Origin of the sequence: Micromonospora sp. NBRC 101691, assembly GCF_030269285.1 — a bacterium.
GTDB lineage: Bacteria > Actinomycetota > Actinomycetes > Mycobacteriales > Micromonosporaceae > Micromonospora > Micromonospora echinospora.
Window position 1 is genome coordinate 125,520 of sequence record NZ_BSTB01000017.1, and the last position, 24,641, is coordinate 150,160.

The following is a 24,641-nucleotide window of genomic DNA, read 5'->3' on the forward strand; positions in this document are numbered from 1 at the left end:
GAACGTGAGGCTCCGTGACCGTCGCCGATCCACCGGATCGCCCCGTGACCGGGCTCTGCTGCTTCCCGCCGGGTGACCAGGCCCTGGAGCTGGGTGGTGTCAGGTGTGAGTGGGGCCACTGTAACGAGGTGGACTAATTTCAGCAAGGTGTCGACTGAACCTTGAAAGGACACGACCCAGAAACAACAGACCCGGACTTGATCTTGTCACCCCTCCAAAGTGGCCCAACGCGACACTCGCGATCAGCCCCTCGCCCCACCGGAACACGCCACCCCGCCGACCCGCCGTACAACCGACAACCCGTCGATCATGGAGTCGTGGTGCCCGACTCGTGCCGATCGTGACGTTTGAGTGGCGCCCGAAGTCCATGATCGACGGCGGCGGACGGGTGCAGGGCTGTGGTCGGCGGGTCAGCCTCTGGTCCGCGCGGAGGTCGACGGCGGGAACACGACGGCCGTCCGGTCACCCGGCGACGGGGCGACCGGACGGCCGGAGGGCGGTCAGCGACCCGGGGCGGGCGCGGTGGAACCCCGTACCACCAGCTCGGGCTCGAACAGCAACTCGTCGTGCAGCACGCCGGCCCCCTCGATCTGGGTGACCAGCAGGTCCACCGCGGCCTGCCCCATCGTCTCGATCGGCTGCCGCACGGTGGTCAACGGCGGGTCGGTGCAGGTCATGAACGCGGAGTCGTCGAAGCCCACCACCGACACCTCGGCCGGCACCGCGCGACCCGACCGCCGGGCGGCCCGGATCGCGCCGAGGGCCAGCACGTCGCTGGCGCAGATGATGCCGGTCACGCCACGCTCGATCAACCGGCTCGCGGCGACGCGCGCCCCCTCCAGGGAGAAACTGGACCGCTCGACGCACTCCCGGTCGTCGGCCCAGTTCGCGGCCCGGACCATCGCGTCCAGCTTGCGCCGGGAGGGCACGTGCCCCTCCGGGCCCAGCACCATGCCGATCCGGCTGTGCCCCAGCGACCGCAGGTGCCCGTACGCCTGCTCCACCGCGACCGCGTCGTCGGTCGAGACCCGGGGGAAGCTCAGCTCGTCCACCCCCGCGTTGACCAGCACCACCGGCAGACCCCGGTCGGTCAGCCGCCGGTAGTGCTCGTGCGGGGCGTCGGCCAACGCGTACGACCCGCCGGCGAAGATGACCCCGGAGACCTGGTGGTCCAGCAGCATCTCGACGTAGTCGGCCTCGGAGACGCCACCGATCGTCCGGGCGCACAGCGCCGGGGTGTAGCCGCGCTGGGCCAGCGACCCGGTCACCACCTCGGCGAGCGCCGGGAAGATCGGATTCTGCAACTCCGGGAGCACCAGCCCGACCAGCCGGGCACGCTCCCCGCGCAGCTTCGTCGGCCGCTCGTAGCCCAGCACGTCCAGGGCGGTCAGCACCGCGGTGCGGGTCGCCTCGGAGACGCCACCACGACCGTTGAGCACCCGGCTGACGGTGGCCTCGCTGACGCCGGCCTTCCGCGCCACCTCGGTCAGTCGCTTCGTCACGCCGCGATGGTACTGCACCGGCTCTGCAAGAAATGGGCTGCCTGCTGACGTGTCACGTCAAAGGCGGTCGGGCGGGAAGCCGGCCACGCCGGTGACCGGACCAGGGGCCGGCAGCCCGCCTGGCGCGACGCAGGCCGCGCCGTCGCCCCACGGCCGGGCGCCCGGTCCTGCAATTGCCGCACAAGAGTGTGCTTGAAGATTGACAGCCCATCGAAATAACATCCCCGCAATTATCCCGCCTCGCTTCTGACATCCACCGCGGCACGACGGGGACCGCCTGCGGCGTCGATGACGGTCGCCGGGTCCTCAGGAGAACGGATACACGCGATGTCTCGAACCAGCACACGGCGGCCGGGCGGACCGGCACGCCGGCGACCCGTCGGAGCGGCACTGGCGACGGCCCTGGCAGCGGTCATGGCCGTCACCGTGACCGGCGGGGCCGGGGCGGCCCAGGCAGGGGGCTCCCCCACGCGGCCGGTCCCGGTGGTCACCCGGGCAGCTCTCGACCCGGCTCTCCTGGCGGGGCGGGGCGCCGACGTCCGCTTCGTGGAACAGGAGGCGGAACACGCCCGGACGAACGGCACACCGATCGGCCCGGACCGTGCGGCGTACACCCTGGCCTCGGAGGCCTCCGGTCGCCGGGCGGTCAGCCTGGCGCCCGGCCAGTTCGTCGAGTTCACCCTGCCGGCCGCGACCAACGCCGTCACCGTGCGCTACAGCATCCCGGACGCGCCCACCGGCGGCGGCATCACCGCGCCGCTGGACGTCTCGGTCGGTCGCCGGCCGATCCGGACCATGACGCTCACCTCGGAGTACGCCTGGCTGTACAACCAGTACCCGTTCTCCAACGACCCCACCGCCGACCTGCTGCACCCCGACTGGTGGATCACCGAGTGCTCCTGTGTGCCGGCGGCCACCACCCCCGCGCCGACGATCACCAAGCCGTTCCGTCCGCACCACTTCTACGACGAGCAGCGCCTGCGGCTGGACCGGACGTACCCGGCGGGCAGCGTGCTGCGGCTCGCGGTGCCGGCGCGGAGCGTCGCCCCGTGGACGGTCATCGACCTGCTCGACTCGGAACTGGTCGGCCCGCCCCGCGTCCTGCCGGTCGCGGCGAACGTCCTGCTGTTCGGTGCGGACCCCACCGGCCGGCGGGACTCCGCCGACGCCATCGACCGGGCGATCGCCCTCGCCCGTCGCACGAAGCTCCCGGTCTACCTGCCGCCGGGGACCTACCAGGTGAACCGCCACATCATCGTCGACGACGTCACCATCGTCGGGGCCGGCAACTGGCACACCGTGGTCCGGGGACGGGAGGTCACGCTCGACACCCCGGCCCCCGACGGCTCGGTGCACACCGGGGTCGGCTTCTACGGCAGACCAGCCTCCGAAGGTGGCAGCCGCAACGTCCACCTCTCCGGCTTCGCGATCGAGGGCGACGTCCGGGAGCGGATCGACACCGACCAGGTCAACGGCGTCGGCGGCGCGATGAGCGACTCCAGCATCGACGGCCTCCACCTGCGCCACACCAAGGTGGGGCTGTGGTTCGACGGACCGATGACCAACCTGCGGGTCACCGACAACATCATCGTCGACCAGATCGCCGACGGCCTGAACTTCCACACCGGCGTCACGAATTCCGTGGTGCGGAACAACTTCGTCCGCAACACCGGTGACGACGCGATCGCCATGTGGTCCGAGAAGGTCGGCAACGCCGGCAACACGATCGACCGCAACACCGTCCAGTCACCGGTCCTGGCCAACGGCATCGCCGTCTACGGCGGCACGGACAACACCGTCTCGGGCAACCTGATCGCCGATCCGGTCCGCGAGGGCAGTGCCATCCAGGTCGGCGCCCGGTTCGGCGCGGAGCCCTTCACCGGCCACCTGTGGATCAGGAACAACACCACCGTCCGGGCCGGCACCTACGAGCTGAACTGGAAGATCGGCCTCGGGGCCATCTGGCTCTACGCCCTGGACCGCAGCATCGACGCCGACATCCAGGTGGTCGGCGACCACTACCTGGACAACACCTACAACGCCGTCATGCTGGTCAGCGAGTGGGCGGTGAAGGACCGGTACGCGATCACGAACGTGCACTTCTCCGACATCCGGGTCGACGGGGCGGGAACCTCCGTGGTGAGCGCCCGCACGGCGGGCTCGGCGTCGTTCCGCAACGTCGACGCGCGGAACGTGGGAGCGGTCGGCGTCAACAACTGCGGCTCCTTCCACTTCACCCCCGCCGGATCCGAGTTCGGCCTGACCGACCTCGGCGGCAACGACGGCGGATGGCTCGCCCCGTGGCAACTGCCGAACACGATCACCTGCGACGACCGGCCACCGGTCGTGGCGCCCCCACCCCCCGCCGCCTGGTGAGCGCGGGCGGCCCCGGTGCCGGACGTCGTCCGGCACCGGGGCCGTTCGCTGTCCGGCCGGCCGCCGGAACCGTTGACGAACCGGTAGTACATCTGAAACATTGAGGGCCATCGAGCTGAAAGAAGTCGACAGACTGACGTAAGTCTGCGCGTCTATCAGCGAAACAATCGTGGACCATGCCGCCCCGGCCCGTGCTGGCCCCACCGCCACCCCTCCCCCGGATCCGCACACCCGCGCACCGACCCCGGCCCCGGGGTTCACGGCCTCGGCACCACGCTCCGTCGTACTCCCCCGCGAAAGGGCGTCATGAAACGGAAGAAGCACAGTCGACGGCTGGTCGGCGGTCTCCTCGCCGCCGGCCTGGCCGCCACGATGGCGATCTCGCCCAGCCCGGCGCTCGCCGCCGGCGGCCCCAACCTCTCCACCGGTAAGGCGACCTCGGCGAGCGGCGCCAACGGCCCCTACGTCGCGGCCAACGTCGCCGACGGAAACCCGCACACCTACTGGGAGAGCCCGTCCCACGCCTTCCCCCAGTGGGTGCAGGTCGACCTGGGTAGCAGCGTCGCCGTCGACCAGGTGCGGCTCAAGCTGCCGCCGCTGGCCGAGTGGGGCGCCCGGACACAGACCCTCGCCGTGCAGGGCAGCACCAACGGCAGCACCTTCAGCACCCTCTCCGCGTCCGCCGGACGGGTCTTCAACCCGGCCTCGGGCAACACCGTCACCATCGACTTCACCGCCGCGACCGTCCGGTACGTACGGCTGCACGTCACCGGCAACACCGGTTGGCCCGCCGCCCAGATCTCCGAGTTCGAGATCTACGGCGTGGACGGCGGCGGTGGACCCGTCGACCCGCCGGTCGGCACGAACCTGGCCGGTGGCAAGCCGATCGAGGCGTCGTCGTCGGTCTTCACCTTCGTCGCGGCCAACGCCAACGACACCAGCCCCACCTCGTACTGGGAGTCCGCCGGGTTCCCGGCCACGCTGACGGTGAAGCTGGGCGCCGACGCCGACGTCACGGCGGTCGTGGTCAAACTCAACCCGGACCCGGTCTGGGGACCCCGTACCCAGAACCTCCAGATCCTGGGCCGGGCCACCGCGGGCAGCGGTTTCACCTCGCTGAAGGCGGCGGCCGACTACGCCTTCAGCCCGTCCGGCAACCAGAACTCCGTGACGATCCCGGTCACCGGTCGGATCGCCGACGTGCAGCTGCGGTTCCTCGGCAACACCGGCGCGCCCGGTGGGCAGGTCGCCGACCTCCAGGTGCTGGGCGCGTGGGCGCCGAATCCGGACCTGGTGGTCACCGCGACGAGCTGGAGCCCGACCTCGGTGAACGAGACCACCCCGGTCACCCTGTCCGCCACGGTCCGGAACGCGGGAACCGCCGCCGCGGGCGCGACCCGGGTGGACTTCCGGATCGGCGGCACGGTGGTGGGCAGCGCCCCGGTCGGCGGGCTCGCCGCCGGCGCCTCGGCCACCGTCTCGGCGAACGTCGGCACGCAGCCGATGGGCAGCCACACCGTCTCGTCGGTGGTCGACCCGACCAACACGGTTCCCGAGCAGAACAACGACAACAACAGCTTCACCGCCGCCACGCCGCTGGTCGTCACCCAGGCGCCCGGCCCCGACCTCCAGGTCGTCGGCATCGCCACCAACCCGTCGAACCCGGCGGTGGGAGCGGCGGTCACGTTCACCGTGTCGGTACGCAACCGGGGCACCACCGCGACGACCGCCGCCACCGTCACCCGACTCGTGGTGGGTGGCACCACGCTGAACACCACCACGTCCACGGTGGCCGCCGGGGCGACGGTGAACGTGGCGATGAGCGGCCAGTGGACCGCCACCGCCGGCGGGGCCACCGTCACCGCCACCGCCGACGCCACCAACGCCGTCGCCGAGACCAACGAGTCCAACAACGGGTTCTCCCGGACGATCGTGGTCGGGCGGGGCGCGGCGACGCCGTGGGTCGAGTACGAGGCCGAGGCCGCCCGCTACCAGGGCACCCTGGTCGAGGCCGACCCGCTGCGCACCTTCGGGCACACCAACTTCGGCACCGAGTCGTCGGGGCGCAGGTCGGTGCGACTGAACAACACCGGGCAGTTCGTCGAGTTCACCTCGACCAACCAGGCCAACTCGATCGTGGTGCGCAACTCCATCCCCGACGCCCCGAACGGCGGCGGCATCAACGCCACCATCAGCCTCTACGTCAACGACGTCTTCGTCCAGAAGGTGACCCTCTCGTCGCGGCACAGTTGGCTCTACGGCACCACCGACGACACCGAGTCGCTGACGAACACGCCCCAGGCCGACGCCCGGCGGCTCTTCGACGAGTCACACGCGCTGCTGGCGCGCTCCTACCCGGCCGGCACCCGGTTCAAGCTCCAGCGGGACGCGACCGACACGGCGTCGTTCTACGTCATCGACCTGATCAACCTGGAGCAGGTGGCGCCCCCGGCCAGCAAACCGGCCGAGTGCACCTCGATCACGGCCTACGGCGCGGTGCCCGACGACGGCGTCGACGACTCCGCCGCCATCCAACGGGCCGTGACCGACGACCAGAACGGCGTCATCGCCTGCGTCTGGATCCCGGCCGGGCAGTGGCGGCAGGAGCAGAAGATCCTCTCGCCGGACCCGACCCGGGGGCAGTACAACCAGCAGGGCATCCGCAACGTCACGATCCGCGGCGCCGGCATGTGGCACGCCCAGCTCTACACGCAGACCGAGCCGCAGAACGTGGTGGGCAACATCAACCACCCGCACGAGGGCAACGTCGGCTTCGACATCGACGACAACACCCAGATCTCCGACATCGCGATCTTCGGCATGACGACCAACCGGGCCCACCGTGGGCACGGGCTCAACGGCCGGTTCGGCCGGAACACGAAGATCAGCAACGTGTGGATCGAGCACGTCAACGTCGGTGCCTGGGTCGGCCGCGACTACTCGGACACCCCCGCGTACTGGAACCCCGGCGACGGCCTCGACTTCTCCGGCATGCGGATCCGCAACACCTACGCCGACGGCGTCAACTTCTCCAACGGCACCCGCAACTCCCGGGTGTTCAACTCGACGTTCCGCACCACCGGCGACGACGCCCTGGCGGTCTGGGCCAACCCCCGCGTCAAGGACGCCACGGCCGACGTCGCCCGGAACAACCGGTTCGTCAACAACACCGTCCAACTCCCCTGGCGGGCCAACGGCATCGCGATCTACGGCGGCTCCGGCAACACGATCGAGAACAACCTGATCCACGACACGATGAACTACCCGGGCATCATGCTGGCGACCGACCACAGTCCGCTGCCCTTCTCCGGCACCACTCTGGTCGCCAACAACGGGCTGTACCGGTGCGGCGGTGTGTTCTGGAACGAGGACCAGGAGTTCGGGGCGATCACCCTCTTCGCGGCGGGCAGTGACATCCCCGGCGTCACCATCCGGGACACCGAGATCCACGACTCCACCTACGACGGCATCCAGTTCAAGACCGGCGGCGGCAACATGCCGAACGTCGCCATCACCAACGTGAAGATCGACAAGTCGAACCACGGCGCCGGCATCCTGGCGATGAGCGGCGCCCGGGGCAACGCCACGCTGACCAACGTCACCATCACCAACTCCGCCGACGGCGACATCGTCCGGCAGCCGGGCTCGACCTTCGCCATCACGGGCGGCTGAGACCCAGTGCCCCTCCGGGATGTCGCCGATCCGTGAGCGGCGGCGGCATCCCGGAGGGCCGCCCCGGAGGACCCCGGTCGGGTCACCCGCCCACCGTCGACTCTCGTCATCCCCCACGAGGAGGGATCACCATGGGACTCTCTCGCCGTACGCTCATCGGATCCGTCGCGGCCGGCACCGCGCTCGCCGCCGTGTCCCCCGACGACCTGGTGCGGGGAGACACCCCGCCGGCCGCCGCGGCGAGCCCGCCGGGCGACGTCGTCGGCAAGATCACCGTCGGCTACCAGGGCTGGTTCAGCTGCCCGGGCGACAGCGCGCCGATCGGCGGCTGGTGGCACTGGAGCCGGGACCGCTTCCAGCCGCCGTCACCGGGCAACACGACCATCGTGTCCTGGCCCGACATGCGGGAGTACACCAACGGCTACCCCACCGCCTACCCGGCGCTCGGCAACGGGCAGCCGGCGCGGCTCTTCTCCTCCTACGACCAGCAGACCGTCGACACCCACTTCCGCTGGATGCGGGACCACGGCTGCGACACCGCCGCGTTGCAGCGGTTCAACCCGTTCGGCGACGAGGGACCCACCCGGGACGCCATGGCGGTCAAGGTCCGCGACGCGGCCGAACGGCACGGCCGCAAGTTCTACATCATGTACGACGTCACCAGCTGGACGGCGATGCAGTCCCAGATCAAGGAGGACTGGACGACGAAGATGTCGGCGCACACCGCCTCCCCGGCGTACGCCCGGCAGAACGGCAAGCCGGTCGTCTGCATCTGGGGCTTCGGGTTCAACGACGACGGCCGCCCGTTCGCCCCGGCTCCCTGCCTCGACGTCGTGCAGTGGTTCAAGGCGCGGGGCTGCTACGTCATCGGCGGCGTGCCCACCTACTGGCGACAGGGCATCAACGACTCGCGGCCGGGCTTCTCCGAGGTCTACCACGCCTTCCACATGCTCTCCCCGTGGATGGTCGGGCGTACCGGCACCCTGGACGGGCTCGACTGGTTCCACACCAACGTCAACGTCCCCGACCTGGCCGACTGCGCCGCGCACGGCATCGACTACCAGCCCTGCGTGATGCCGGGCGACCTGTCGGCCGGGCACCGCCGGCACGGCGACTTCTACTGGCGGCACCTCTACAACATGGTGCGCCTCGGCGCGCAGGGCCTCTACGTCTCGATGTTCGACGAGTACAACGAGGGCAACCAGATCGCCAAGACCACCGAGACGCAGGCGACCACGCCGGCCGGGGCGGGCATCCGCTCACTCGACGAGGACGGCACCGGATGCTCCGCCGACTACTACCTGCGCATCACCGCCGACGGCGGCCGGATGCTCAAGGGCCAACTCGCCCTCACCCCGGTCCGGCCGACCCCGCCCGTGGTCGGCGGCCCACCGCCGCCCGGCGGCAACCTGGCCGCCGGTCGGCCGACCAGCGCCAGCAGCCAGAACGGTCCGTTCGTCGCCGGCAACGCGGTCGACGGCGACCGGAACAGCTACTGGGAGGCAACCAACGGTCTTTTCCCCCAGTGGTGGCAGGTCGACCTCGGCACCGGCCACCCGGTGTCCCGGGTCGTGCTCGCCCTGCCGGCCGGCTGGGAGGCCCGTACCCAGACCCTGTCGGTGCAGGGCAGCACCGACGGCTCGACCTTCACCACGCTCGCCGCGCCGGCCGGGGTCCGGTTCGACCCGGCGACCGGCAACACCGCGACCGTCACCGTGCCGACGACCACCGTCCGGCACCTCAGGGTGACGGTCACCGGCAACACCGCGTGGCCGGCGGCGCAGCTCGCCCACGTCGAGGTGTACGCGACCACCACCGCCCCGCCGACAACCGACCTGGCCCGGGGCCGACCGACCGCGACCAGCAGCCACAGCCAGGGGTACGTCAGCGGACACGTCGTCGACGGCGACGCCCACAGCTACTGGGAGAGCGCCGGGGGCGCGTTCCCGCAGTGGGTGCAGGTCGACCTCGGCGCCGCCACGTCGGTCGGCCGGCTGGTGCTCGGGCTGCCGCCCTCGACCGCCTGGTCGACCCGGACCCAGACCCTGTCCGTCCTGGCCAGCAGCGACGGCAGCGCCTGGCGCACGATCGTCGCGCCGGCCGCCCGGGTCTTCGACCCCGCGGCCGGCAACCAGGTGGGCGTCGCCGTCGCCGCGACCACGACCCGGTACGTCCGGATCCAGGTCACCGGCAACACCGGGTGGCCCGCCGGGCAGCTCTCCCGACTGGAGGTGTACGCCACCTGACCGCGACCGCCCCCACCGCTCCACCGACACCGCCCACCGCCGTCCGCCCACCGCCGTCCGCCCACCGCCGCCCATCGCCGTCCGCCCACCGCCGGCCCGGGTGGTAGCAGGGGCCCCCTGCAGTCGCTTTTTGATGAACAGGGGACCCCTGCTACCTCGCGGCGGGGCCGCGCCGGCCGCCGGCGGGGCGTCGGGCGATGGTGACCGGGGTCGGCGACCAGTGCGCCGGGCGGCCGAGCGACACCGGCACCTGCGTCCCGGCGTCCCCCCGGGCGGCGTCGAGCTGGGCGCGGGTGAGGAAGATGCTGCCGGTCAGGTCCGCGCCGCGCAGGTCGGCACCGCGCAGGTCGGCACCGGTCAGGTCGGCCAGGCGCAGGTCCACGCCCCGCAGGTCCGCCCCGACGAGGTACGCCCCGCGCAGGTTCGCCGCCCGCAGGTCAGCCCGGCGCAGGTCCGCCCCGACCAGGTCCGCGCCCCGGTGGTCACGCCCCGGTCGGCCGCTCCGGGACCGCACCTGGGTGCTGGCCCGGGTCAGCACCGGGTTGACCTCCCCGCGCAGGGTGTCCACGTCGACCGCGCGCAGCTCGTCCGGGCCCAGCCGGGTGTGGGCGGTGAGCCGCTCCCCCACCTGTAGCAGCTCGCCGTCGAGCGGGTCGCCGGGACGCAGCGCGACCGCCGCGGTGACGTACCAGAGCAGCTCGTGCAGGGCGCGCAGCACCGGGAAGACGGCACGCACCGGTTCGGCCAGCTCGGGGTGGGCCCGCCAGTCCCGACCGCCGAAGGTGACCTGGGCGAGCTGTTGTCCCGCCCCGAAGCAGTCGAAGACGGTGCAGCCGGGAAAGCCCCGGTCCCGCAGCCGGTCGTGGATGCCGCAGCGGAAGTCGTCCCCCAGGTTCGGGCAGGGTGTGCCGGCGGGCTTGTCGACGGCGAAGTCGGCGGACGCGGCGAACGCCGGCACGTAGCAGCAGAGCCCGAAGCACCGCGCGCAGTCCGCCCGCAGGTCCGCCGCGCGGGGCAGGGCGGTGGGCCTGGGGCTGCGGTCGGTGGGCACGGCAGGCAAGCCTATCCGGCCCGGACGGCAGCGCCGCCGACGGTCACCGGGGCGGCGCGATCTGCCGCAGCACGGTGTCGAACAACCGGAGCATGCCCTCCTCGCCGACCGGGGCGGCCGGGTCGACCTCGTCGTGGTGCAGCGCCTCGCGGAGCACGGTCAGGGACGGGTCCCGGGCCAGCGCCCAGTGGGCCGCCCGCGTCTTCCCGCAGTGCGTGCCCTCCACCGCGAACCGCCAGATCCGGGCGGCGGTGAACACCATGAACGTGGCGTTCTCCACGTCGTCGGTGAGCGACCGCCAGGTGGTCAGCCAGTGCCGACCGCGCTCGTGCAGCCAGCCGGGCGGCACCGGCCCGAGGACCTCGCCGGCCCCGGCGCCGTACTGCGACCGCCCGTGTGCGCGGGCCGTGGAGAACTCGGCCGGCAGGTCCGGGTCGGCGGGCACCCGGCGGGCCACCTCGACGCCGACCGAGGTGTGGTCGTAGCGGCCGACGTGCAGTTCCAGCGGCGGGTTCCGGGTCGGCGTGCCGGCGACGTCGGCGGTGACCACGTGCAGGTCCACACCGGTCGCGTCGCCGAGGCGGGCGCGGCGCACCACCTCCTCCAGGTTGTCGGCCTGCCGGTCGGTCAGGCCGTCCGCGACGACGGCGAGGACGTCGACGTCGCTGCGGCCCGGCCGGAAGTCACCGGTGGCCAGGGACCCGTGCAGGATCACCGATCGCAGCCCGGTGCCGAGCGCGGTGACGATCGACGCGGTGAGCTCGTCCACCGCGACGCGGGTGGCGGTGTCGTGGCTCATCCGTCGTTCGTGCCGGCGGCCCGGCGCGCGCCGGCGGAGGCCATCCCCAGCCAGGTGTGCGGGTTGCCCGCCCAGCACCAGCCGAGCTTGGGCGACCGCTGACTGATCCAGATCGCCGGCACCCGGCGGTCACCCGAGCGGGAGCCGCCGAGGGAGAAGCACTTGTTCTTCACCAGCACCTGCGGGAAGTGGGTGATCAGGGCGATCCCCTCCTCGATGGTGAGCAGGGTCCGTCCCCGCCCGGCGATGGTGTCCATCGCGTCGTTGGGTACGACGTCGCAGAACTCCTCGCCGCGTTCCACGTCGAGCAGGAGGTAGGCGTCCCGGTCGGGCAGGAGCGTGCCGGCGGTGGCGACGAAGCGTTCCAGGGAGCCCGGCTCGAAGGACCCGTCGACGAATCCCGGCTTACGTCCGCCGGACAGCGTGGTGCGCGGCATGGTCTGCTCGATCGGCGCGAGCTGACGGGTGACCACGAGCAGGAACGGCACCCGACCGGCCTCCGGGTCCGGCGGGGTGTCGCCGTGGCCGACGGCGACCTCGCGCAGGGGGGCGAGCGAGTCCGCGAACCGTTCCGGGGCGAGACCGGCCAGGGCCGGGTAGTCGAGGTCGAGGAGGGTACGGACCTGCCGGTCGAACTCGGTGCCCGGGTCGTGGGAGGGCTGTTGGGTCATGGGGTCCTCTCGGAAGGGGCCGGTCGGGACGATCCGACGGTGGGCCGGGTTCGCGGGCGGGCGGAACTGGGACGGGGCGGTCAGACGGGGACGGGGGCGACCCGGGCCAGCGCGCCGATCTCCAGCGCCACCCACAACGCCCCGTCCGGACCGCAGGTGATGCCGTGCGGTTCGGAGCCCGGCGTGGGCAGGTCGTGGACGACGACGGTGCCGTCACGGGTGACGGTGCCGACCCGGTTGGCGCCCCATTCGGTGAACCACGGGGCACCGGTGCGGTCGGTGGTGACGGCGTGCGGGCGGGCGGTCCGGTCGGGCAGCGGGATCTCCTCGACCTCGCCGCCGGGCGCGATCCGTCCGAGCTGACCGGCGCCGATCTCGACGAACCAGAGGACGCCGTCCGGGGCGACGGTGATCCCGACCGGCGCGGCGGCGGGAGTCGGCAGGGGGCGCAGGGTGACCGACCCGTCCATGCCGATGCGGCCGACGGCGTTGGCCTGGTTGAGGGTGAACCACATACCGCCGTCGCCGCCAGCGACGATCATGGAGGGAAAGGCACCGGTGGTCGGGAGCGGGAACTCGGTGACCCGGCCGTCGGTGGTGATCCGGCCGATCCGGTCGGCGGCGGTCGCCGTGAACCAGAGCGCGCCGTCGGGCCCGGCGGCGATGCCGTACGGCCCCCAGCCGGGGGTGGCGGGAAACTCGGTCACCGCGCCGTCGGTGGTGATCCGCCCGATGCGGTCGGCCCGGTACTCGGTGAACCACAGGGCGCCGTCCGGTCCCGAGGTGATCGTCGTCGGGCCGCAGTCCGGGTCGAGTGGATGGACGGTCGGCGCCTCCCCGGGGACGAGGCGGCCGATCCCACCCCGGTGGACCAGGGTGAACCAGAGCGCGCCGTCCGGGCCGGTGACGAGCGCGTACGGCCCGGCGTCCGGCTCGGACACCGGGAACTCGTCGATGGTCACGCTGCGCACAGTGGCTCCTCCTGGTCGTGGACGGCCCGTCGCTCCGGACAGGGGACGAACCTAGACCCAACCAAAAAATATGTCAACTATAAATTTGGTATCGACCTCAGTACGATGACGCCATGAGCGGAGAGGCGACCGGGCTGCGAGCCCGGAAGAAGCGCATCACCAGGGACACCATCTCGCAGCACGCCACCCGGCTGTTCCTGGAGCGCGGCTTCGACAACGTCACGATCGCCGAGGTGGCCGCTGCGGCCCAGGTGGCCAAGATGACGGTCACCAACTACTTCCCCCGCAAGGAGGATCTCGCCCTCGACCTGCGGGACGCGTTCGTCGACGGGCCGGCCACCACCGTCCGCGACCGGGCGCCCGGGGAGTCGGCCCTGGCCGCGCTGCGCCGGTCCTACCTGGCCGCCGTGGCCGCGCACGACCCGGTCATCGGATTCTCCGGGCCGGAGTTCGCCCGGATGGTCACCGGCAGCCCCGCGCTGGTCGCCCGGCTGCGCGAGTTCCACGACGACCGTGAGCGGGCCCTGGCCCGCGCGCTCGCCGAGGAGACCGGCGCGGCACCCGACGACTTCCTCCCGCGTGTCGTGGCCGCCCAGCTCGGCGGTGTCCTGCGGCTGCTGCTGGAGGAGACCCTGCGCCTCACCCTCGACGGGCACGCCGACGACGACATCGCGCGGCGCGTCGCCGCCTGCACCCGGACGGCCTTCGCCACGCTGGAACCCGCCCTCGGCGACTACGCCGTCCGACCCGCCCGCTGAGTCAACGGCGGCGGCCCGGCTCGGGCAGCCCGGGCGCGACCACCGACAGTTCGAGGGCGGCGGAGAGCGGCGCCACCCCCGGCCCGCCGGCCCGGACCCACCGGGTGATGTCGTCCACCACCTCGTCGTCGAGGACCAGGCCGAACCAGACCGGCCGCGCGCCGGCCCGCCGGGCCTTCGGCGCGGGGTGCACGACCACCAGGTTGGACTGTGCGCACAGGTCGAGGCAGGCGCTGACCCGCAGCCGGTGCGGCGCGGGCAGGCCGGCCCGCAGCCGGCGCAGTTGCGCGTCGTGGTCGACCGACGGATGCTTGCGCGCGCTGCCGCAGCAGCAGTCCCGGCACACGGTCACCAGGCAGCCGGACGGATCGGTCATGGTCGACTCCTCGGGCGTCGGTCGTCGACGGGCCGTCCCCGTCCCAGGTGTTCCTCGGCGATCCGCCCGGCGAGATCCGGGTCCACCCGCTCGTACCAGACGTCGTCCGGGTGGACCACCACGAGCGGGCCCAGGTTGCAGGGGAAGAGACAGCCGGTCGCGGTGACGAGCGCGTCCTGGTCGCCCAGGCCGTGCGCGGCCAGCCCCCGGGTGAGCCGTTCGGCCACCTCGTTGGCGCCGTACGCGGTGCAGCGCGGGCCCCGGCAGACCAGCACGTGGTGCCGGTGCGGGGTGATGTGCGACCACGCCGGGCTGCGGAACGGACCGGGCGTGCCGCCGAGCGGCTGGCGCGGGCCGGTCACCGCCTCGGTGATCGCGCCGACCAGGGCGGGCTGGTCGGCCAGGGGCGCGCTGACCGAGACGCGGGGCGGGTCGTCGTGCCCGGCGGCCCAGTGCGCGTGGGCGCGGCGGATCCAGGTCTCCAGGTACCGGTCGGGTGGCAGGTGGGTCGGCACCAGCAGCACCTCGTCGACGCCGGCGGCCACGGCCGCGTCCAGCGCGGCGTGCAGGGACGGGGCCGCGCCGTCCAGGAAGCACGCGGCCACCGGCACGCCGAGCGCTGCCGCGACCTCGTCGGCGAGCCGGTGCACGGTGTCCTGACCGCCGACGTGGACGACCGCGCGGGCCACCAGCAGCACGTGGGTCATGACGGCGGCGGGTGGTAGGTGATGGTGGGCCGGCCGGTGACCGGGTGCGCCGCCACGTCGGCCCGGACGCCGTACACCTCGGCGAGCAGCCCGGGGGTGAGCACCTCGGCGGGTGGGCCGGTGGCGACCACCCGCCCGCCGGCCAGGACGACCACGCTGTCGCAGAACATCGCGGCGAGGTTCAGGTCGTGCAGCGCGGCGAGCGTGGTGACCCCGGAGCGGCGGACCAGGTGCAGCAGGTGCAACTGGTGGCCGATGTCGAGGTGGTTGGTGGGTTCGTCGAGCAGCAACAGCCGGGGCTGCTGGGCCAGCGCGCGGGCCAGTTGCACCCGCTGCCGTTCGCCACCGGAGAGGGTGTGCCAGCGACGGTCGGCGTACCCGGCCAGGTCGACCCGGGCCAGCGCCTCGGCCGACGCCTCCCGGTCGGCGGCGGTGTCCGACCAGAGCGAACGGCGGTGCGGGATGCGGCCGAGCAGCACCACCTGGGCGACGGTGAGGTCGAGGTCGGTGTCGGCGTGCTGGGCGAGCAGCGCGGTCCGACGCGCCAGCGTGGACCGGGAGAGGGTGGCGAGGTCGTCGCCGTCGACGACGACCCGCCCGCGGTCGGCGGCGGTGAGCCGGGCGACGATCCGCAGCAGGGTGGTCTTGCCGCAGCCGTTCGGTCCGAGCAGTCCGACCAGGCTGCCCGACGGGACCGCGCAGGTGACGTCGTCGAGGATCCGTCGGGCCGCGACGGTCCAGGACACACCGGTGACGTCCAGCATCAGCCGCGCGCCCTCCGCCGGTGCAGCAGCACCACGAACGCGGGCACGCCGAGCAGTGCGGTCAGCACACCCACCGGTAGTTCCCGGGGCGCGAAGAGGGTCCGCGCGGCGGTGTCCACCCAGACCAGGAAGATCGCGCCGGCCAGCACCACGGCGGGCAGCAGCCGCCGGTGGTCCGCCCCGGTGAGGAACCGGACGGCGTGCGGCAGGATCAACCCGACGAAGCCGATCGCCCCGCTGATCGCGACCAGCACGGCGGTGAGCAGGGCGGTCGCCACCAGCAGCAGCCAGCGGACCCGGCTGACCGGCACGCCCAGGGCGGCGGCGGCGTCCTCGCCGAAGGCGAACGCGTTGAGCAGCCGGGCGTACACCGCCACCAGGGCGAGCACCGCCACCAGGATCGGGGTGGCCCAGGCCAGCGCCGACCAGTCGACCCGGGCCATCGAGCCGGAGAGCCAGAAGGTGATGCTCTGGGTGGCGTGCGGTTCGGCGACCCAGATGATGACGAACGAGGTCGCGGCGGCGCAGAGCTGGGCGACGGCCACCCCGGCGAGCACCACCCGGGTGGGATCCAGGGCGCCGCGCAGGCCGGCCACCGCGATCACCGCCAGGAACGCGGCGAGCGCGCCGGCCAGCGCGCCGCCGGTCAGCGAGGCGATCCCGCCGCCGAGCCCGACGACGAGGACCGCGACCGCGCCGAGCGACGCCCCGGAGGAGACCCCGAGCAGGTACGGGTCGGCCAGCGGGTTGCGGGTGACGGTCTGCATCACCGCGCCGACCGCCGCCAGTCCCGCCCCGACCACCGCCGCGCCGAGCACCCGGGGCAGCCGCAGCCGCCAGACGATGTGCTCGCGCAGCAGCGGCACGTCGGAGTGGACCAGGCCCAGCCGGTCGCCGACCACCGTCCACACGGTACGGATCGAGATGTCGGCCGGTCCGACGGTGACCGCCGCGCCGATCGAGGCCACCAGCGCCACCAGCAGCCCGCCCACCAGCAGGGCCGCCCCGGCCGGGTGGCGGGGCCGGACCCCGGCCGGGGCGGGGACGGTCGGGACGGTGGCGGTGGTCAGCGTCCGGTCCCCTCGCCGAGCCCGGCGACGCCGTCGGCGAGCGCCTCGACACCGAGCACGAGCCGCACCCCGGCGGAGGTGGACGAGAAGGGGATGACCACGAACCGCTGGCCCGCCACCGCCCCGAGGTGCCGCAGGGTGGCGTGGCCGGTCAGGAAGGTCCGCTTCGCGGCGGCGGTGTCCCAGGTCGCGTCGACCAGCACGATGACGTCGGGGTCGCGGTCGGCGACCGTCTCCCAACCGCTGTCGGCCCACGCTCCGGTCAGGTCGGCGAAGGCGTTGGTGACGCCGACCGCCGACATGATCATGCCCGGGCCGCCGCAGCAGGCCCCCACGCTCGGGGCGTCGGTGCCCGCGTCCCACCAGAGCACGGAGAGCTTCGCGGCGTCGTCGATCCGGTCCGCCGCGGCGGCGAGCCGGGTCCGCTGGTCGGCGATGAGCTTCTCGGCCCGCTCGGGGACACCGAAGATGGCCGCGATGTCGCGGATCTCGGTGAACACGTGGTCGGTGGTGAGCTTCGCCGGCCGGTGCGGTGCCGGGCAGCCGGCCGGGGAGAGGTACGAGCCGACGCCGAGTTTCGCCAGTTCGGCCCGGTCACCGGCCCCCTCGTCACCGAAGGCGCTCTGGAAGGAGCCGTAGACGAAGTCCGGTTCCGCCTCCAGCAGCTTCTCCCGGGCCGGGTACTCCTTGGCCAGCACCGGCACCGTGGCGTACGCGTCGGCGTACTCGGGCAGGATCGCGTCGTCCAGGTACGCAGTCCCGGCCATCCGGTCGGCCAGGCCCAGGGCCAGCATGATCTCGGTGGCCGGCTGGTTCAACGTCACCGCCCGTTTCGGCGGCGCGGCCACGGTGACCGGCGTGCCGCAGTTGGTCACGCTGACCGGGGCGGCCGACGCCGGGGCGGTCGCGGGGTCGTCGTCCGCCGCACCACAGCCTCCGAGCAGGAGGACCAGAACGGTCAGCGGCGCGGCGGCACGCCGGGACAGGGTGGACCAGACAGCACGCTCGCGCATCGGGATCGCCTTCCAGCACCTCGTGGACGGTTCGTCACAGTGCCGTGGCCGGTCTCCTGGCTTACGGGTGGTGCGTCCGTGACCGGCCTTCCCAGGCGTACGCCCAGTGGCCTCTTTGACGACGAGGGTCGCGGACTTCCCGATAACAGTGGCGAGGGCCGCGCCGGTATCTCACCGGCTTCCCGAGCACCACGGCAGCGTCACCCTAGCCGCTGGCCCGCCGGGGTGTCACGGTGACGAACGCCACGAAGATGATCGACATATCGGTCCACAGCCGACGACCGGATGCCCCAGCGGACGCCGCCCAGGTGGCGGCAGGGCGTCCCGACGGGCAGGCGGCCGGGCGGGCGTCCGTTGCGGATCAGCGGCCGGTCAGCGCGCGGAGCAGGCTGCGGATGGCGTCGCGCAGGTCGGCGCGGCTCTCCTCGGTGCCGGGGATGGGTGCGCTCAGCCCGCCGGTGCCGACCAGCCGGTCGAAGAGCAGGCCGTCGACGAAGGCGAGGAACTGGTCGCCCTGCCGGTCCGGGTTCGCCGCGCCGGCTCGGGCGAGGATGTCGCGGGCCTGTTCCCGCATGACGGTGCCGTGTTCGAGGATCTGCCGCAGCCCGTGGTGGTGGGTGGCCTCCAGTTGGCAGGAGTACCGGGCCAGGACCCGGTCCCGGCCGGTGCTGAGCCAGGTGTCGAAGAGCGCGGCGATGCCGGTGGCGAGGCGGTCGAGGTCCGCCGGGGTGAGCGGTGGCCGTTCTCCGGCGGGTGCGTCGACCGGCAGCCGGCGGGCGGCGAAGTCGACGCGGTTCAGGTCGACCAGGCGCTGCACCACCGCCTCCACCAGGGCCCGGCGGGTCCGCAGGTACGCCGATGTGGTGCCGGCCGGCATTTCGGCTCGGGCGTCGACCGCGCGGTGGGTGAGCCCGCGCATCCCCCGCTCGGCGATCAGCGTGATGGCCGCGTCCGCCAGCAGTTCAACCCGTTTTGCCCGGCCCGTCACTGTGCCCCTCCCTGGTGGTCCGTCCGCCGTAGTATGGCCTTCTACACCTGTAGAAGGATGGCGGGCGTGAGAGGTTCTCAGGCGGTGGTGGTCGGTGGTGGCATCGGCGGCCTCGCCACGGCGGTCGGACTGCTTCGGGCCGGGTGGCGGGTGACCGTCCTGGAACGGGCCGCGGAACCCGGCGAGGTGGGTGCCGGGCTCACCATGATGGCCAACGCGCTGCGCGCGCTCGACGCCCTCGGCCTCGGTGACCGGGTCCGCGCCGCCGGCCGGGTCGGACCGACCGGCGGGCTGCGCACCCCCACCGGCCGCTGGCTGTCCCGGATGGACAGCGCCGACATGGCACGCCGGCTGGGCACCACCACGCTCGGGGTCCACCGGGTCGACCTGCACCGCATCCTGCGGGAGGCGCTGCCGGCGGACACCCTGCACGGCGGCGCGGAGGTGCGGGCGGTTCGCGGTGACGACCACGGAGCCGAGGTCGACGTGCGCCGGGCCGGGGTGACGCGGACCCTCCGCGCCGACCTGGTGGTCGGGGCGGACGGGTTGCGCAGCGTCGTACGGGGCTGCCTCTGGCCGGACACCCCGCCACCGGCGTACGCCGGCACCACCGCCTGGCGGGCGGTGGTCGAGTGGCCGGCGCCGGTGCCGGCGTCGGTCACCTGGGGGCCGGGGACGGAGTTCGGCATGGTGCCGCTCGGCGGGGACCGGGTCTTCTGGTTCGGCGGCATCACCTGCCCGCCCGGGGAGCGGGCCGGCGACGAGCTGGCCGAGGTACGCCGGATCTTCGGGTCCTGGCACGCCCCGATCCCGGAGCTGCTCGCCGTCACCGCGCCCGAGCGGGTGCTCCGCCACGACGTGTACCACCTCGCCACGCCGCTGCCCAGCTACGCGCGGGGCCGGGTGGCGCTGCTCGGCGACGCCGCCCACGCGATGACGCCGCACCTGGGTCAGGGTGCCGCCATGGCACTCGAGGACGCCGCCGTCCTCGGCCACCACTGCGCGGCGGCACCGGACCCGGCCACCGCCCTGGCGGCGTACGACCGGGACCGCCGCCCGCGCACCCAGGAGATGGCCCGCGCGTCGTACCGGCTCGGACGCTTCGGTCAGTACCTGCGCAGCCCGGCGGCGATCACGGTGCGGGACACGCTGACCCGGCTGGTGCCGCCGGGCGTGGCGCTGCGCCCGATGCTCGGCTACGCCCGCTGGCGTCCCCCGGTCGACACCCGCACCCGGGTGTGACCCGCCACCGCCGCCGCCCGGTGGAGGGGACCGGGCGGCGGCGGTCGGCGTCAGAGCACGTGTTCCCGGTAGCCCCGGACGGAGGCGTCCAGCACCTCCCGGCCGGGGCGGGCCCACACGTCGGCGTGGAAGACCTCCACCTCGATCGGGCCGGTGTAGCCGGCGGCGTCCACCGCCCTCCGCAGCCGCCGCAGGTCGATGCAGCCCTCGCCGGGCAGGGCCCGCCCGAGCAGCACCCCCTCCGGCAACGGGGTGATCCAGTCGCACACCTGGAACGCCGCGATCCGGTCCCCGGCCCGCGCGATCTGGTGGTGGACCGTGTCGTCCCACCAGACGTGGTACGCGTCCACCACCACCCCGACCGTGCCGGGCTCGAACCGTTCGGCGATGTCGAGGGCCTGGCCGAGGGTGGCGATCACGCACCGGTCCGCGCAGAACATCGGGTGCAGCGGTTCGATGGCCAGGGTCACCCCGGCCGCGGCGGCGTGCGGGGCCAGTTCGGCGATCCCGTCGGCGACCCGCTGCCGGGCCCCGTCGAGGTCGCGGCTGCCCGGGGGCAGCCCGCCCGAGACCAGCACCAGCACCGGGCAGTCCAGGGTGGCCGCCTCCTCGATGGCCCGCAGGTTCTCCGTCCGCCAGTCGTCGGCGGTGAAGAACCCGCCGCGGCACAGCGAGGTGACGGTGAGTCCGGCGTCCCGGACCAGACGCGCGGCCCGTTGCGCGCCGTACTCGCCGACCGGTTCGCGCCACAGCCCGATGCCGGGTACGCCCGCGTCGACGCAGCCGGCGACCACCTCTTCGAGGGGCCAGTGCTTGGCGGTGGCCTGGTTGAAGGAGAACCGGGCCAGCCCTGGCGCGTGGGCGACGTCCGGCGCGACCTGGGGGGCGGTCACTGGGCAACCCCGGCGACGGTGAAGAAGGCTCGGGCCCGCGCGGCGGCCCGTTCGGCGTCGGGCAGCAGGCCGGCGCGGTCGGCTAGGACGAGCAGCCGGGCCAGGTGCGCCGGGGACCGGCCGGCCTGCTGACCGGCGACCATGGTGAAGTGCTCCTGGTGGCCGGTCAGCCAGGCCAGGAAGACGATCCCGGTCTTGTAGTGCCAGGTGGGGGCGCCGAACAGGTGTCGGGCCAGCGGCACGGTGGGCGCCATGATCCGCTCGTACGTGTCGAGGTCCCCGGCGTCCAGGGCGGCCAGCGCCGCCCCGGCGGCCGGGGCGATGGCGGCGAAGATCCCCAGCAGGGCGTCGGAGTACCCCTGCTCGTCGCCCCGGATCAGTTCCGGGTAGTGGAAGTCGTCGCCGGTGTAGAGGCGCACCCCGGCGGGCAGCCGGCGACGCAGGGCGATCTCGCGGCCCGCGTCGAGCAGGGAGACCTTGATGCCGTCGACCTTGTCGGCGTGGTCCTTGACGAGCTGGACCACCGTGTCGGCGGCCAGGTCCAGGTCGGTGGCGCCCCAGTAGCCGTGCAGCGCCGGGTCGAACATGTCGCCGAGCCAGTGCAGCACCACCGGCTCGTCGCTGGCAGCCAGCAGTTCGGAGTAGACGGTCAGGTAGTCGTCGGCGCTGGTCGCCGCCGCCGCGAGGTGCCGGCTGCACATCAGCACCGGGCGGGCCCCCGCGGTCAGCACCTCCTCCAGCTGGGCGCGGTACGCGGCGGTCAGCTCGGCCACCGGGTAGCTGCCCGGGGGAAGGTGGTCGGTGTTGACCCCGGCGACGATCCGCCCGCCGACGGATCGGGCCTCGGCGGCGCTGCGGCGGATCAGCTCGCGGGTGGCCGCGTGGTCGAGTCCCATGCCCCGCTGGGCGGTGTCCATCGCCTCGGCGACCCCGAAGCCGTGGGCCCAGAGGTGGTGCCGGAAGGCCAGGGTGGTCTCCCAGTCCAGGGCGGCCGGGGCCCCGGGGACGTTCTCGGCGGTGGGATCGGCGACCACGTGTGCGGCGGCGTACGCGATCCGGGAGGTCGGTGGGCCGGCGGGGCGGGCGAACCCGGCCCCACCGCCGAGCCGGTACGTCTCGCCACCCGGCAGCCGCACCTCGACGGTCATCGGTCCAGCTCCGGCACCTCGACCCGGCGGCCCTCGCGGGCCGAGACCAGGCCCAGCTCGGCCATCTGCACCCCGCGCGCCCCGGCGAGGAAGTCCCAGCGGAAGGGCTCGCCGGCGACGACGTGCCGCAGGAAGGCCTCCCACTGCACCTTGAAGCCGTTGTCGAACTCCTCGTTGTCCGGCACCTCGGTCCACTGGGACCGGAAGTTCTCGGTCACCGGCAGGTCCGGGTTCCAGACCGGCTTCGGGGTGACCGCCCGGTGCTGGATCCGGCAACCCCGCAGCCCGGCGACCGCGCTGCCCTCGGTGCCGTCGACCTGGAACTCGACGAGTTCGTCGCGGTTGACCCGGACGCACCAGGAGGAGTTGAGCTGGGCGACGATCCCGCCGGCCAGTTCGAAGATGCCGTACGCGGCGTCGTCGGCGGTGGCCGGGTAGGAGTTGCCGGACTCGTCGACCCGGCGCGGGATGTGCGTGGCGATGACCGTGGTGACCGCCTTGACCTCGCCGAACAGCTCCTCCAGCACGTACTGCCAGTGCGGGAACATGTCGACGACGATGCCGCCGCCGTCCTCGGCGCGGTAGTTCCAGGAGGGACGCTGGGCGGGCTGCCAGTCGCCCTCGAAGACCCAGTAGCCGAACTCGCCGCGGACGGACAGGATCCGGCCGAAGAAGCCACCGTCGATGAGCCGCTTGAGTTTGCGCAGGCCGGGCAGGAAGAGCTTGTCCTGGACCACCCCGGTGCGCAGCCCGGCGGCACTCGCGGCGCGGGCCAGCTCCAGCGCGCCGGAGCTGGTCTCGGCGAGGGGCTTCTCGGTGTAGATGTGCTTACCGGCCTCGATGGCCTGCCGGATCGCCTTCTCCCTCTGCTGGGTCACCTGCGCGTCGAAGTAGATCTTGACGTCGTCGCGGGCCAGCGCGGCGCTCAGGTCGGTGGTCCAGTCGGCCAGACCGTGGCGCTCCGCGATCTCGCGGAGCCGGGTCTCGCTCCGGCCCACGAGCACCGGCTCCGGCCAGATGGTGGTGCCGTCGTCCAGCGGGACGCCGCCCTGCTCACGGATGGCGAGCAGGGAGCGGACGAGGTGCTGGCGGTACCCCATCCGGCCGGTGACGCCGTTGAGGATGATGCCGATCGGCCTGCGGGTCATGATCTTCCTTCCACCTCAGGCAAGCGCTTTCCTAAGCAGGGTATGGGGCCGCCGACCCGCCGGGCAAGGCCTTTCCCCCGCCCGTTGCCCCGGCGTGCCGGAGCTCACGCGGCTGGGACCGTCCCGGGCGCTGCGGTAGCCTGGGGCCGCGCCCCACGGCGCGACCACATCAGCAGAGCAACTCGGGGGTGGCCATGGCGACGCTGGCCGACGTCGCCCGGCGGGCCGGGGTCTCCCCCGCGACCGCGTCGCGGGTTATCAACGGCAGCAGCAAGACCGTCACCGAGGAGCTGCGCGACCGGGTGCTGCGGGCGGTCGCCGACCTTCGCTACGTCCCGAACGCGCACGCCCAGCTCCTGGCCCGTCCCCAGCGCAGCGTGGTCGGCGTCATCGTGCACGACGTCTCCGACCCGTACTTCGCCGAGATCACCCGGGGACTGCAACGGGTCGCGACCGCCTGCGGCAAGCTGCTCATCATCTGCAACAGCTACCGCGACCCGGAACGGGAACTGGAGTACGTCGACCTGTTACGCGGTCAGCAGGTCGCGGCGATGATCCTGGCCGGCTCCGGCTACCACGACCCGAGCTTCACCACACGCCTCAACGAGCAGCTCGCCGCGTACGAGGCGACCGGCGGCCGGGTGGCGGTGATCGGACGGCACGAGCACGCCGGCGACGCGGTGATGCCGGCGAACGAGAACGGCGCCTACCTGCTGGCCCGGGAACTGCTCGCACTCGGTCACCGGCGGATCGGGGTGGTGGCCGGTCCCCGGCTGCTCACCACGACCACCGACCGGCTGGTCGGGTTGCGCCGCGCCCTCGCCGAACAGGATCTGTCCCTGCCCGAGGAGCAGGTCCGCTACGCCGAGTTCGACCGGGACAGCGGAGCCGAGGCGACGGCGAGTCTCCTCGACGCGGTACCCGGCGTGACGGCGATCGTGGCGCTCAACGACTCCATGGCGGTCGGCGCGCTGTCGCTGCTGCGGCTCCGCGGCGTGGCCGTGCCCGACCAGGTCTCGGTCACCGGCTTCGACGACATGCCGATCGCCCGTGACGTCACGCCGACCCTGACCACCGTCCGGCTCCCGCTGGTCGAGATGGGCGCGCGGGCGATGACCCTGGCGCTGGAGCCGGGCAAGGTCGGCGACCGGATCGAGGTGCTCGACGCCGGGGTGGTGCTGCGCGACAGCACCGCGACAGCACCCGCCTGACCGACCTCCCGGCACCGGCGGGGTCGCCGGCCGGC

The 24,641-nt window shown here is 73.2% G+C and carries 20 protein-coding genes and 1 riboswitch; of the genes, 6 read left to right on the forward strand and 14 right to left on the reverse strand.

Features of this window, described 5'->3' with window-relative positions:
• Window positions 1-500: 500 nt before the first annotated feature.
• Window positions 501-1,502, reverse strand: coding sequence for a LacI family DNA-binding transcriptional regulator (locus QSK20_RS23715; RefSeq protein WP_088985934.1), 1,002 nt, complete (start codon window positions 1,500-1,502; stop codon window positions 501-503).
• A gap of 414 nt (window positions 1,503-1,916) precedes the next feature.
• Here QSK20_RS23715 and QSK20_RS23720 point away from each other — a divergent pair, with 414 nt between their 5' ends.
• The 3 genes from QSK20_RS23720 (at window position 1,917) to QSK20_RS23730 (ending at window position 9,796) form a co-directional block, all read left to right on the forward strand.
• Window positions 1,917-3,878, forward strand: coding sequence for a glycosyl hydrolase family 28-related protein (locus QSK20_RS23720; RefSeq protein ID WP_285790813.1), 1,962 nt, complete (start codon window positions 1,917-1,919; stop codon window positions 3,876-3,878).
• 306 nt (window positions 3,879-4,184) lie between these two features.
• Entirely contained in the window at window positions 4,185-7,550 is a 3,366-nt protein-coding gene (locus tag QSK20_RS23725) for a CARDB domain-containing protein (protein WP_285790814.1), read from the forward strand.
• A 131-nt stretch (window positions 7,551-7,681) separates the two neighbouring features.
• Window positions 7,682-9,796 carry a glycoside hydrolase family 99 protein gene (locus QSK20_RS23730; protein ID WP_285790815.1) on the forward strand — a complete coding sequence of 705 codons (2,115 nt, stop codon included), beginning with the start codon at window positions 7,682-7,684 and terminating at the stop codon, window positions 9,794-9,796.
• A 151-nt stretch (window positions 9,797-9,947) separates the two neighbouring features.
• On the opposite strand, the gene QSK20_RS23735 is transcribed toward QSK20_RS23730, so the two are convergent.
• The 4 genes from QSK20_RS23735 to QSK20_RS23750 form a co-directional block, all read right to left on the reverse strand.
• A complete protein-coding gene (locus QSK20_RS23735; RefSeq protein ID WP_285790816.1) occupies window positions 9,948-10,847 on the reverse strand; it encodes a pentapeptide repeat-containing protein in 900 nt (299 codons plus the stop codon).
• Between the two features lie 43 nt (window positions 10,848-10,890).
• Entirely contained in the window at window positions 10,891-11,646 is a 756-nt protein-coding gene (locus QSK20_RS23740) for a nucleotidyltransferase domain-containing protein (protein WP_285790817.1), read from the reverse strand.
• Complete coding sequence (locus QSK20_RS23745) at window positions 11,643-12,317, reverse strand: DUF5701 family protein (RefSeq protein WP_285790818.1); 675 nt, start codon at window positions 12,315-12,317, stop codon at window positions 11,643-11,645. Before QSK20_RS23745 ends, QSK20_RS23740 begins: the two co-directional genes overlap by 4 nt.
• 80 nt (window positions 12,318-12,397) lie before the next feature.
• The gene (locus tag QSK20_RS23750; protein WP_285790819.1) at window positions 12,398-13,288 is read right to left on the reverse strand and encodes a Vgb family protein; all 891 of its coding nucleotides are present in this window, start codon (window positions 13,286-13,288) and stop codon (window positions 12,398-12,400) included.
• Between the two features lie 113 nt (window positions 13,289-13,401).
• Here QSK20_RS23750 and QSK20_RS23755 point away from each other — a divergent pair, with 113 nt between their 5' ends.
• Entirely contained in the window at window positions 13,402-14,046 is a 645-nt protein-coding gene (locus QSK20_RS23755; RefSeq protein WP_285790820.1) for a TetR family transcriptional regulator, read from the forward strand.
• A gap of 1 nt (window position 14,047) precedes the next feature.
• Here QSK20_RS23755 and QSK20_RS23760 read toward each other — a convergent pair whose 3' ends face one another.
• From QSK20_RS23760 to QSK20_RS23785, 6 genes are all read right to left on the reverse strand, one after another.
• A complete protein-coding gene (locus QSK20_RS23760) occupies window positions 14,048-14,398 on the reverse strand; it encodes a hypothetical protein (protein ID WP_285790855.1) in 351 nt (116 codons plus the stop codon).
• A 20-nt stretch (window positions 14,399-14,418) separates the two neighbouring features.
• A complete protein-coding gene (locus tag QSK20_RS23765) occupies window positions 14,419-15,129 on the reverse strand; it encodes a (2Fe-2S) ferredoxin domain-containing protein (protein WP_285790821.1) in 711 nt (236 codons plus the stop codon).
• Window positions 15,126-15,893, reverse strand: a complete 768-nt coding sequence (locus tag QSK20_RS23770; RefSeq protein ID WP_285790822.1) for an ABC transporter ATP-binding protein — start codon at window positions 15,891-15,893, stop codon at window positions 15,126-15,128. Before QSK20_RS23770 ends, QSK20_RS23765 begins: the two co-directional genes overlap by 4 nt.
• Entirely contained in the window at window positions 15,893-16,885 is a 993-nt protein-coding gene (locus QSK20_RS23775) for a FecCD family ABC transporter permease (protein ID WP_285790823.1), read from the reverse strand. Before QSK20_RS23775 ends, QSK20_RS23770 begins: the two co-directional genes overlap by 1 nt.
• 74 nt (window positions 16,886-16,959) lie before the next feature.
• The gene (locus QSK20_RS23780; protein WP_285790824.1) at window positions 16,960-17,976 is read right to left on the reverse strand and encodes an ABC transporter substrate-binding protein; all 1,017 of its coding nucleotides are present in this window, start codon (window positions 17,974-17,976) and stop codon (window positions 16,960-16,962) included.
• Window positions 17,977-18,005: 29 nt separating this feature from the next.
• Window positions 18,006-18,185: riboswitch (cobalamin riboswitch) on the reverse strand.
• Between the two features lie 152 nt (window positions 18,186-18,337).
• On the reverse strand, window positions 18,338-18,964 hold the full coding sequence (locus QSK20_RS23785) for a TetR/AcrR family transcriptional regulator (RefSeq protein WP_285790825.1): 627 nt from the start codon (window positions 18,962-18,964) through the stop codon (window positions 18,338-18,340).
• A gap of 66 nt (window positions 18,965-19,030) precedes the next feature.
• Between QSK20_RS23785 and QSK20_RS23790 the strand changes: the two genes are divergently transcribed.
• The gene (locus QSK20_RS23790) at window positions 19,031-20,206 is read left to right on the forward strand and encodes an FAD-dependent monooxygenase (RefSeq protein WP_285790826.1); all 1,176 of its coding nucleotides are present in this window, start codon (window positions 19,031-19,033) and stop codon (window positions 20,204-20,206) included.
• A gap of 50 nt (window positions 20,207-20,256) precedes the next feature.
• Here QSK20_RS23790 and QSK20_RS23795 read toward each other — a convergent pair whose 3' ends face one another.
• From QSK20_RS23795 to QSK20_RS23805, 3 genes are read right to left on the reverse strand one after another with little or no spacing between them, the layout of a single operon-like run.
• Window positions 20,257-21,099, reverse strand: a complete 843-nt coding sequence (locus QSK20_RS23795; RefSeq protein WP_502888998.1) for a sugar phosphate isomerase/epimerase family protein — start codon at window positions 21,097-21,099, stop codon at window positions 20,257-20,259.
• A complete protein-coding gene (locus tag QSK20_RS23800; RefSeq protein WP_088984595.1) occupies window positions 21,096-22,247 on the reverse strand; it encodes a dihydrodipicolinate synthase family protein in 1,152 nt (383 codons plus the stop codon). The genes QSK20_RS23795 and QSK20_RS23800 overlap by 4 nt, the downstream gene beginning before the upstream one ends.
• Window positions 22,244-23,395 carry a Gfo/Idh/MocA family protein gene (locus QSK20_RS23805; protein ID WP_285790827.1) on the reverse strand — a complete coding sequence of 384 codons (1,152 nt, stop codon included), beginning with the start codon at window positions 23,393-23,395 and terminating at the stop codon, window positions 22,244-22,246. The genes QSK20_RS23800 and QSK20_RS23805 overlap by 4 nt, the downstream gene beginning before the upstream one ends.
• 194 nt (window positions 23,396-23,589) lie before the next feature.
• On the opposite strand from QSK20_RS23805, the gene QSK20_RS23810 reads away from it, so the two are divergent.
• Window positions 23,590-24,606 (forward strand): LacI family DNA-binding transcriptional regulator, encoded by a 1,017-nt coding sequence (locus tag QSK20_RS23810; RefSeq protein ID WP_285790828.1) that lies wholly within the window; start codon window positions 23,590-23,592, stop codon window positions 24,604-24,606.
• Window positions 24,607-24,641: the final 35 nt, after the last annotated feature.

What these genes read in the sequence shown, in the direction of transcription:
- QSK20_RS23720 (WP_285790813.1), top strand. Translation starts at nt 1,917, where the DNA reads ATGGCCGTCACCGTGACCGGCGGGGCCGGGGCGGCCCAGGCAGGGGGC.
- QSK20_RS23725 (WP_285790814.1), top strand. Translation starts at nt 4,185, where the DNA reads ATGAAACGGAAGAAGCACAGTCGACGGCTGGTCGGCGGTCTCCTCGCC.
- QSK20_RS23730 (WP_285790815.1), top strand. Translation starts at nt 7,682, where the DNA reads ATGGGACTCTCTCGCCGTACGCTCATCGGATCCGTCGCGGCCGGCACC.
- QSK20_RS23740 (WP_285790817.1), bottom strand. Translation starts at nt 11,646, where the DNA reads ATGAGCCACGACACCGCCACCCGCGTCGCGGTGGACGAGCTCACCGCG.
- QSK20_RS23745 (WP_285790818.1), bottom strand. Translation starts at nt 12,317, where the DNA reads ATGACCCAACAGCCCTCCCACGACCCGGGCACCGAGTTCGACCGGCAG.
- QSK20_RS23755 (WP_285790820.1), top strand. Translation starts at nt 13,402, where the DNA reads ATGAGCGGAGAGGCGACCGGGCTGCGAGCCCGGAAGAAGCGCATCACC.
- QSK20_RS23765 (WP_285790821.1), bottom strand. Translation starts at nt 15,129, where the DNA reads ATGACCCACGTGCTGCTGGTGGCCCGCGCGGTCGTCCACGTCGGCGGT.
- QSK20_RS23770 (WP_285790822.1), bottom strand. Translation starts at nt 15,893, where the DNA reads ATGCTGGACGTCACCGGTGTGTCCTGGACCGTCGCGGCCCGACGGATC.
- QSK20_RS23780 (WP_285790824.1), bottom strand. Translation starts at nt 17,976, where the DNA reads ATGCGCGAGCGTGCTGTCTGGTCCACCCTGTCCCGGCGTGCCGCCGCG.
- QSK20_RS23800 (WP_088984595.1), bottom strand. Translation starts at nt 22,247, where the DNA reads ATGACCGTCGAGGTGCGGCTGCCGGGTGGCGAGACGTACCGGCTCGGC.
- QSK20_RS23805 (WP_285790827.1), bottom strand. Translation starts at nt 23,395, where the DNA reads ATGACCCGCAGGCCGATCGGCATCATCCTCAACGGCGTCACCGGCCGG.
- QSK20_RS23810 (WP_285790828.1), top strand. Translation starts at nt 23,590, where the DNA reads ATGGCGACGCTGGCCGACGTCGCCCGGCGGGCCGGGGTCTCCCCCGCG.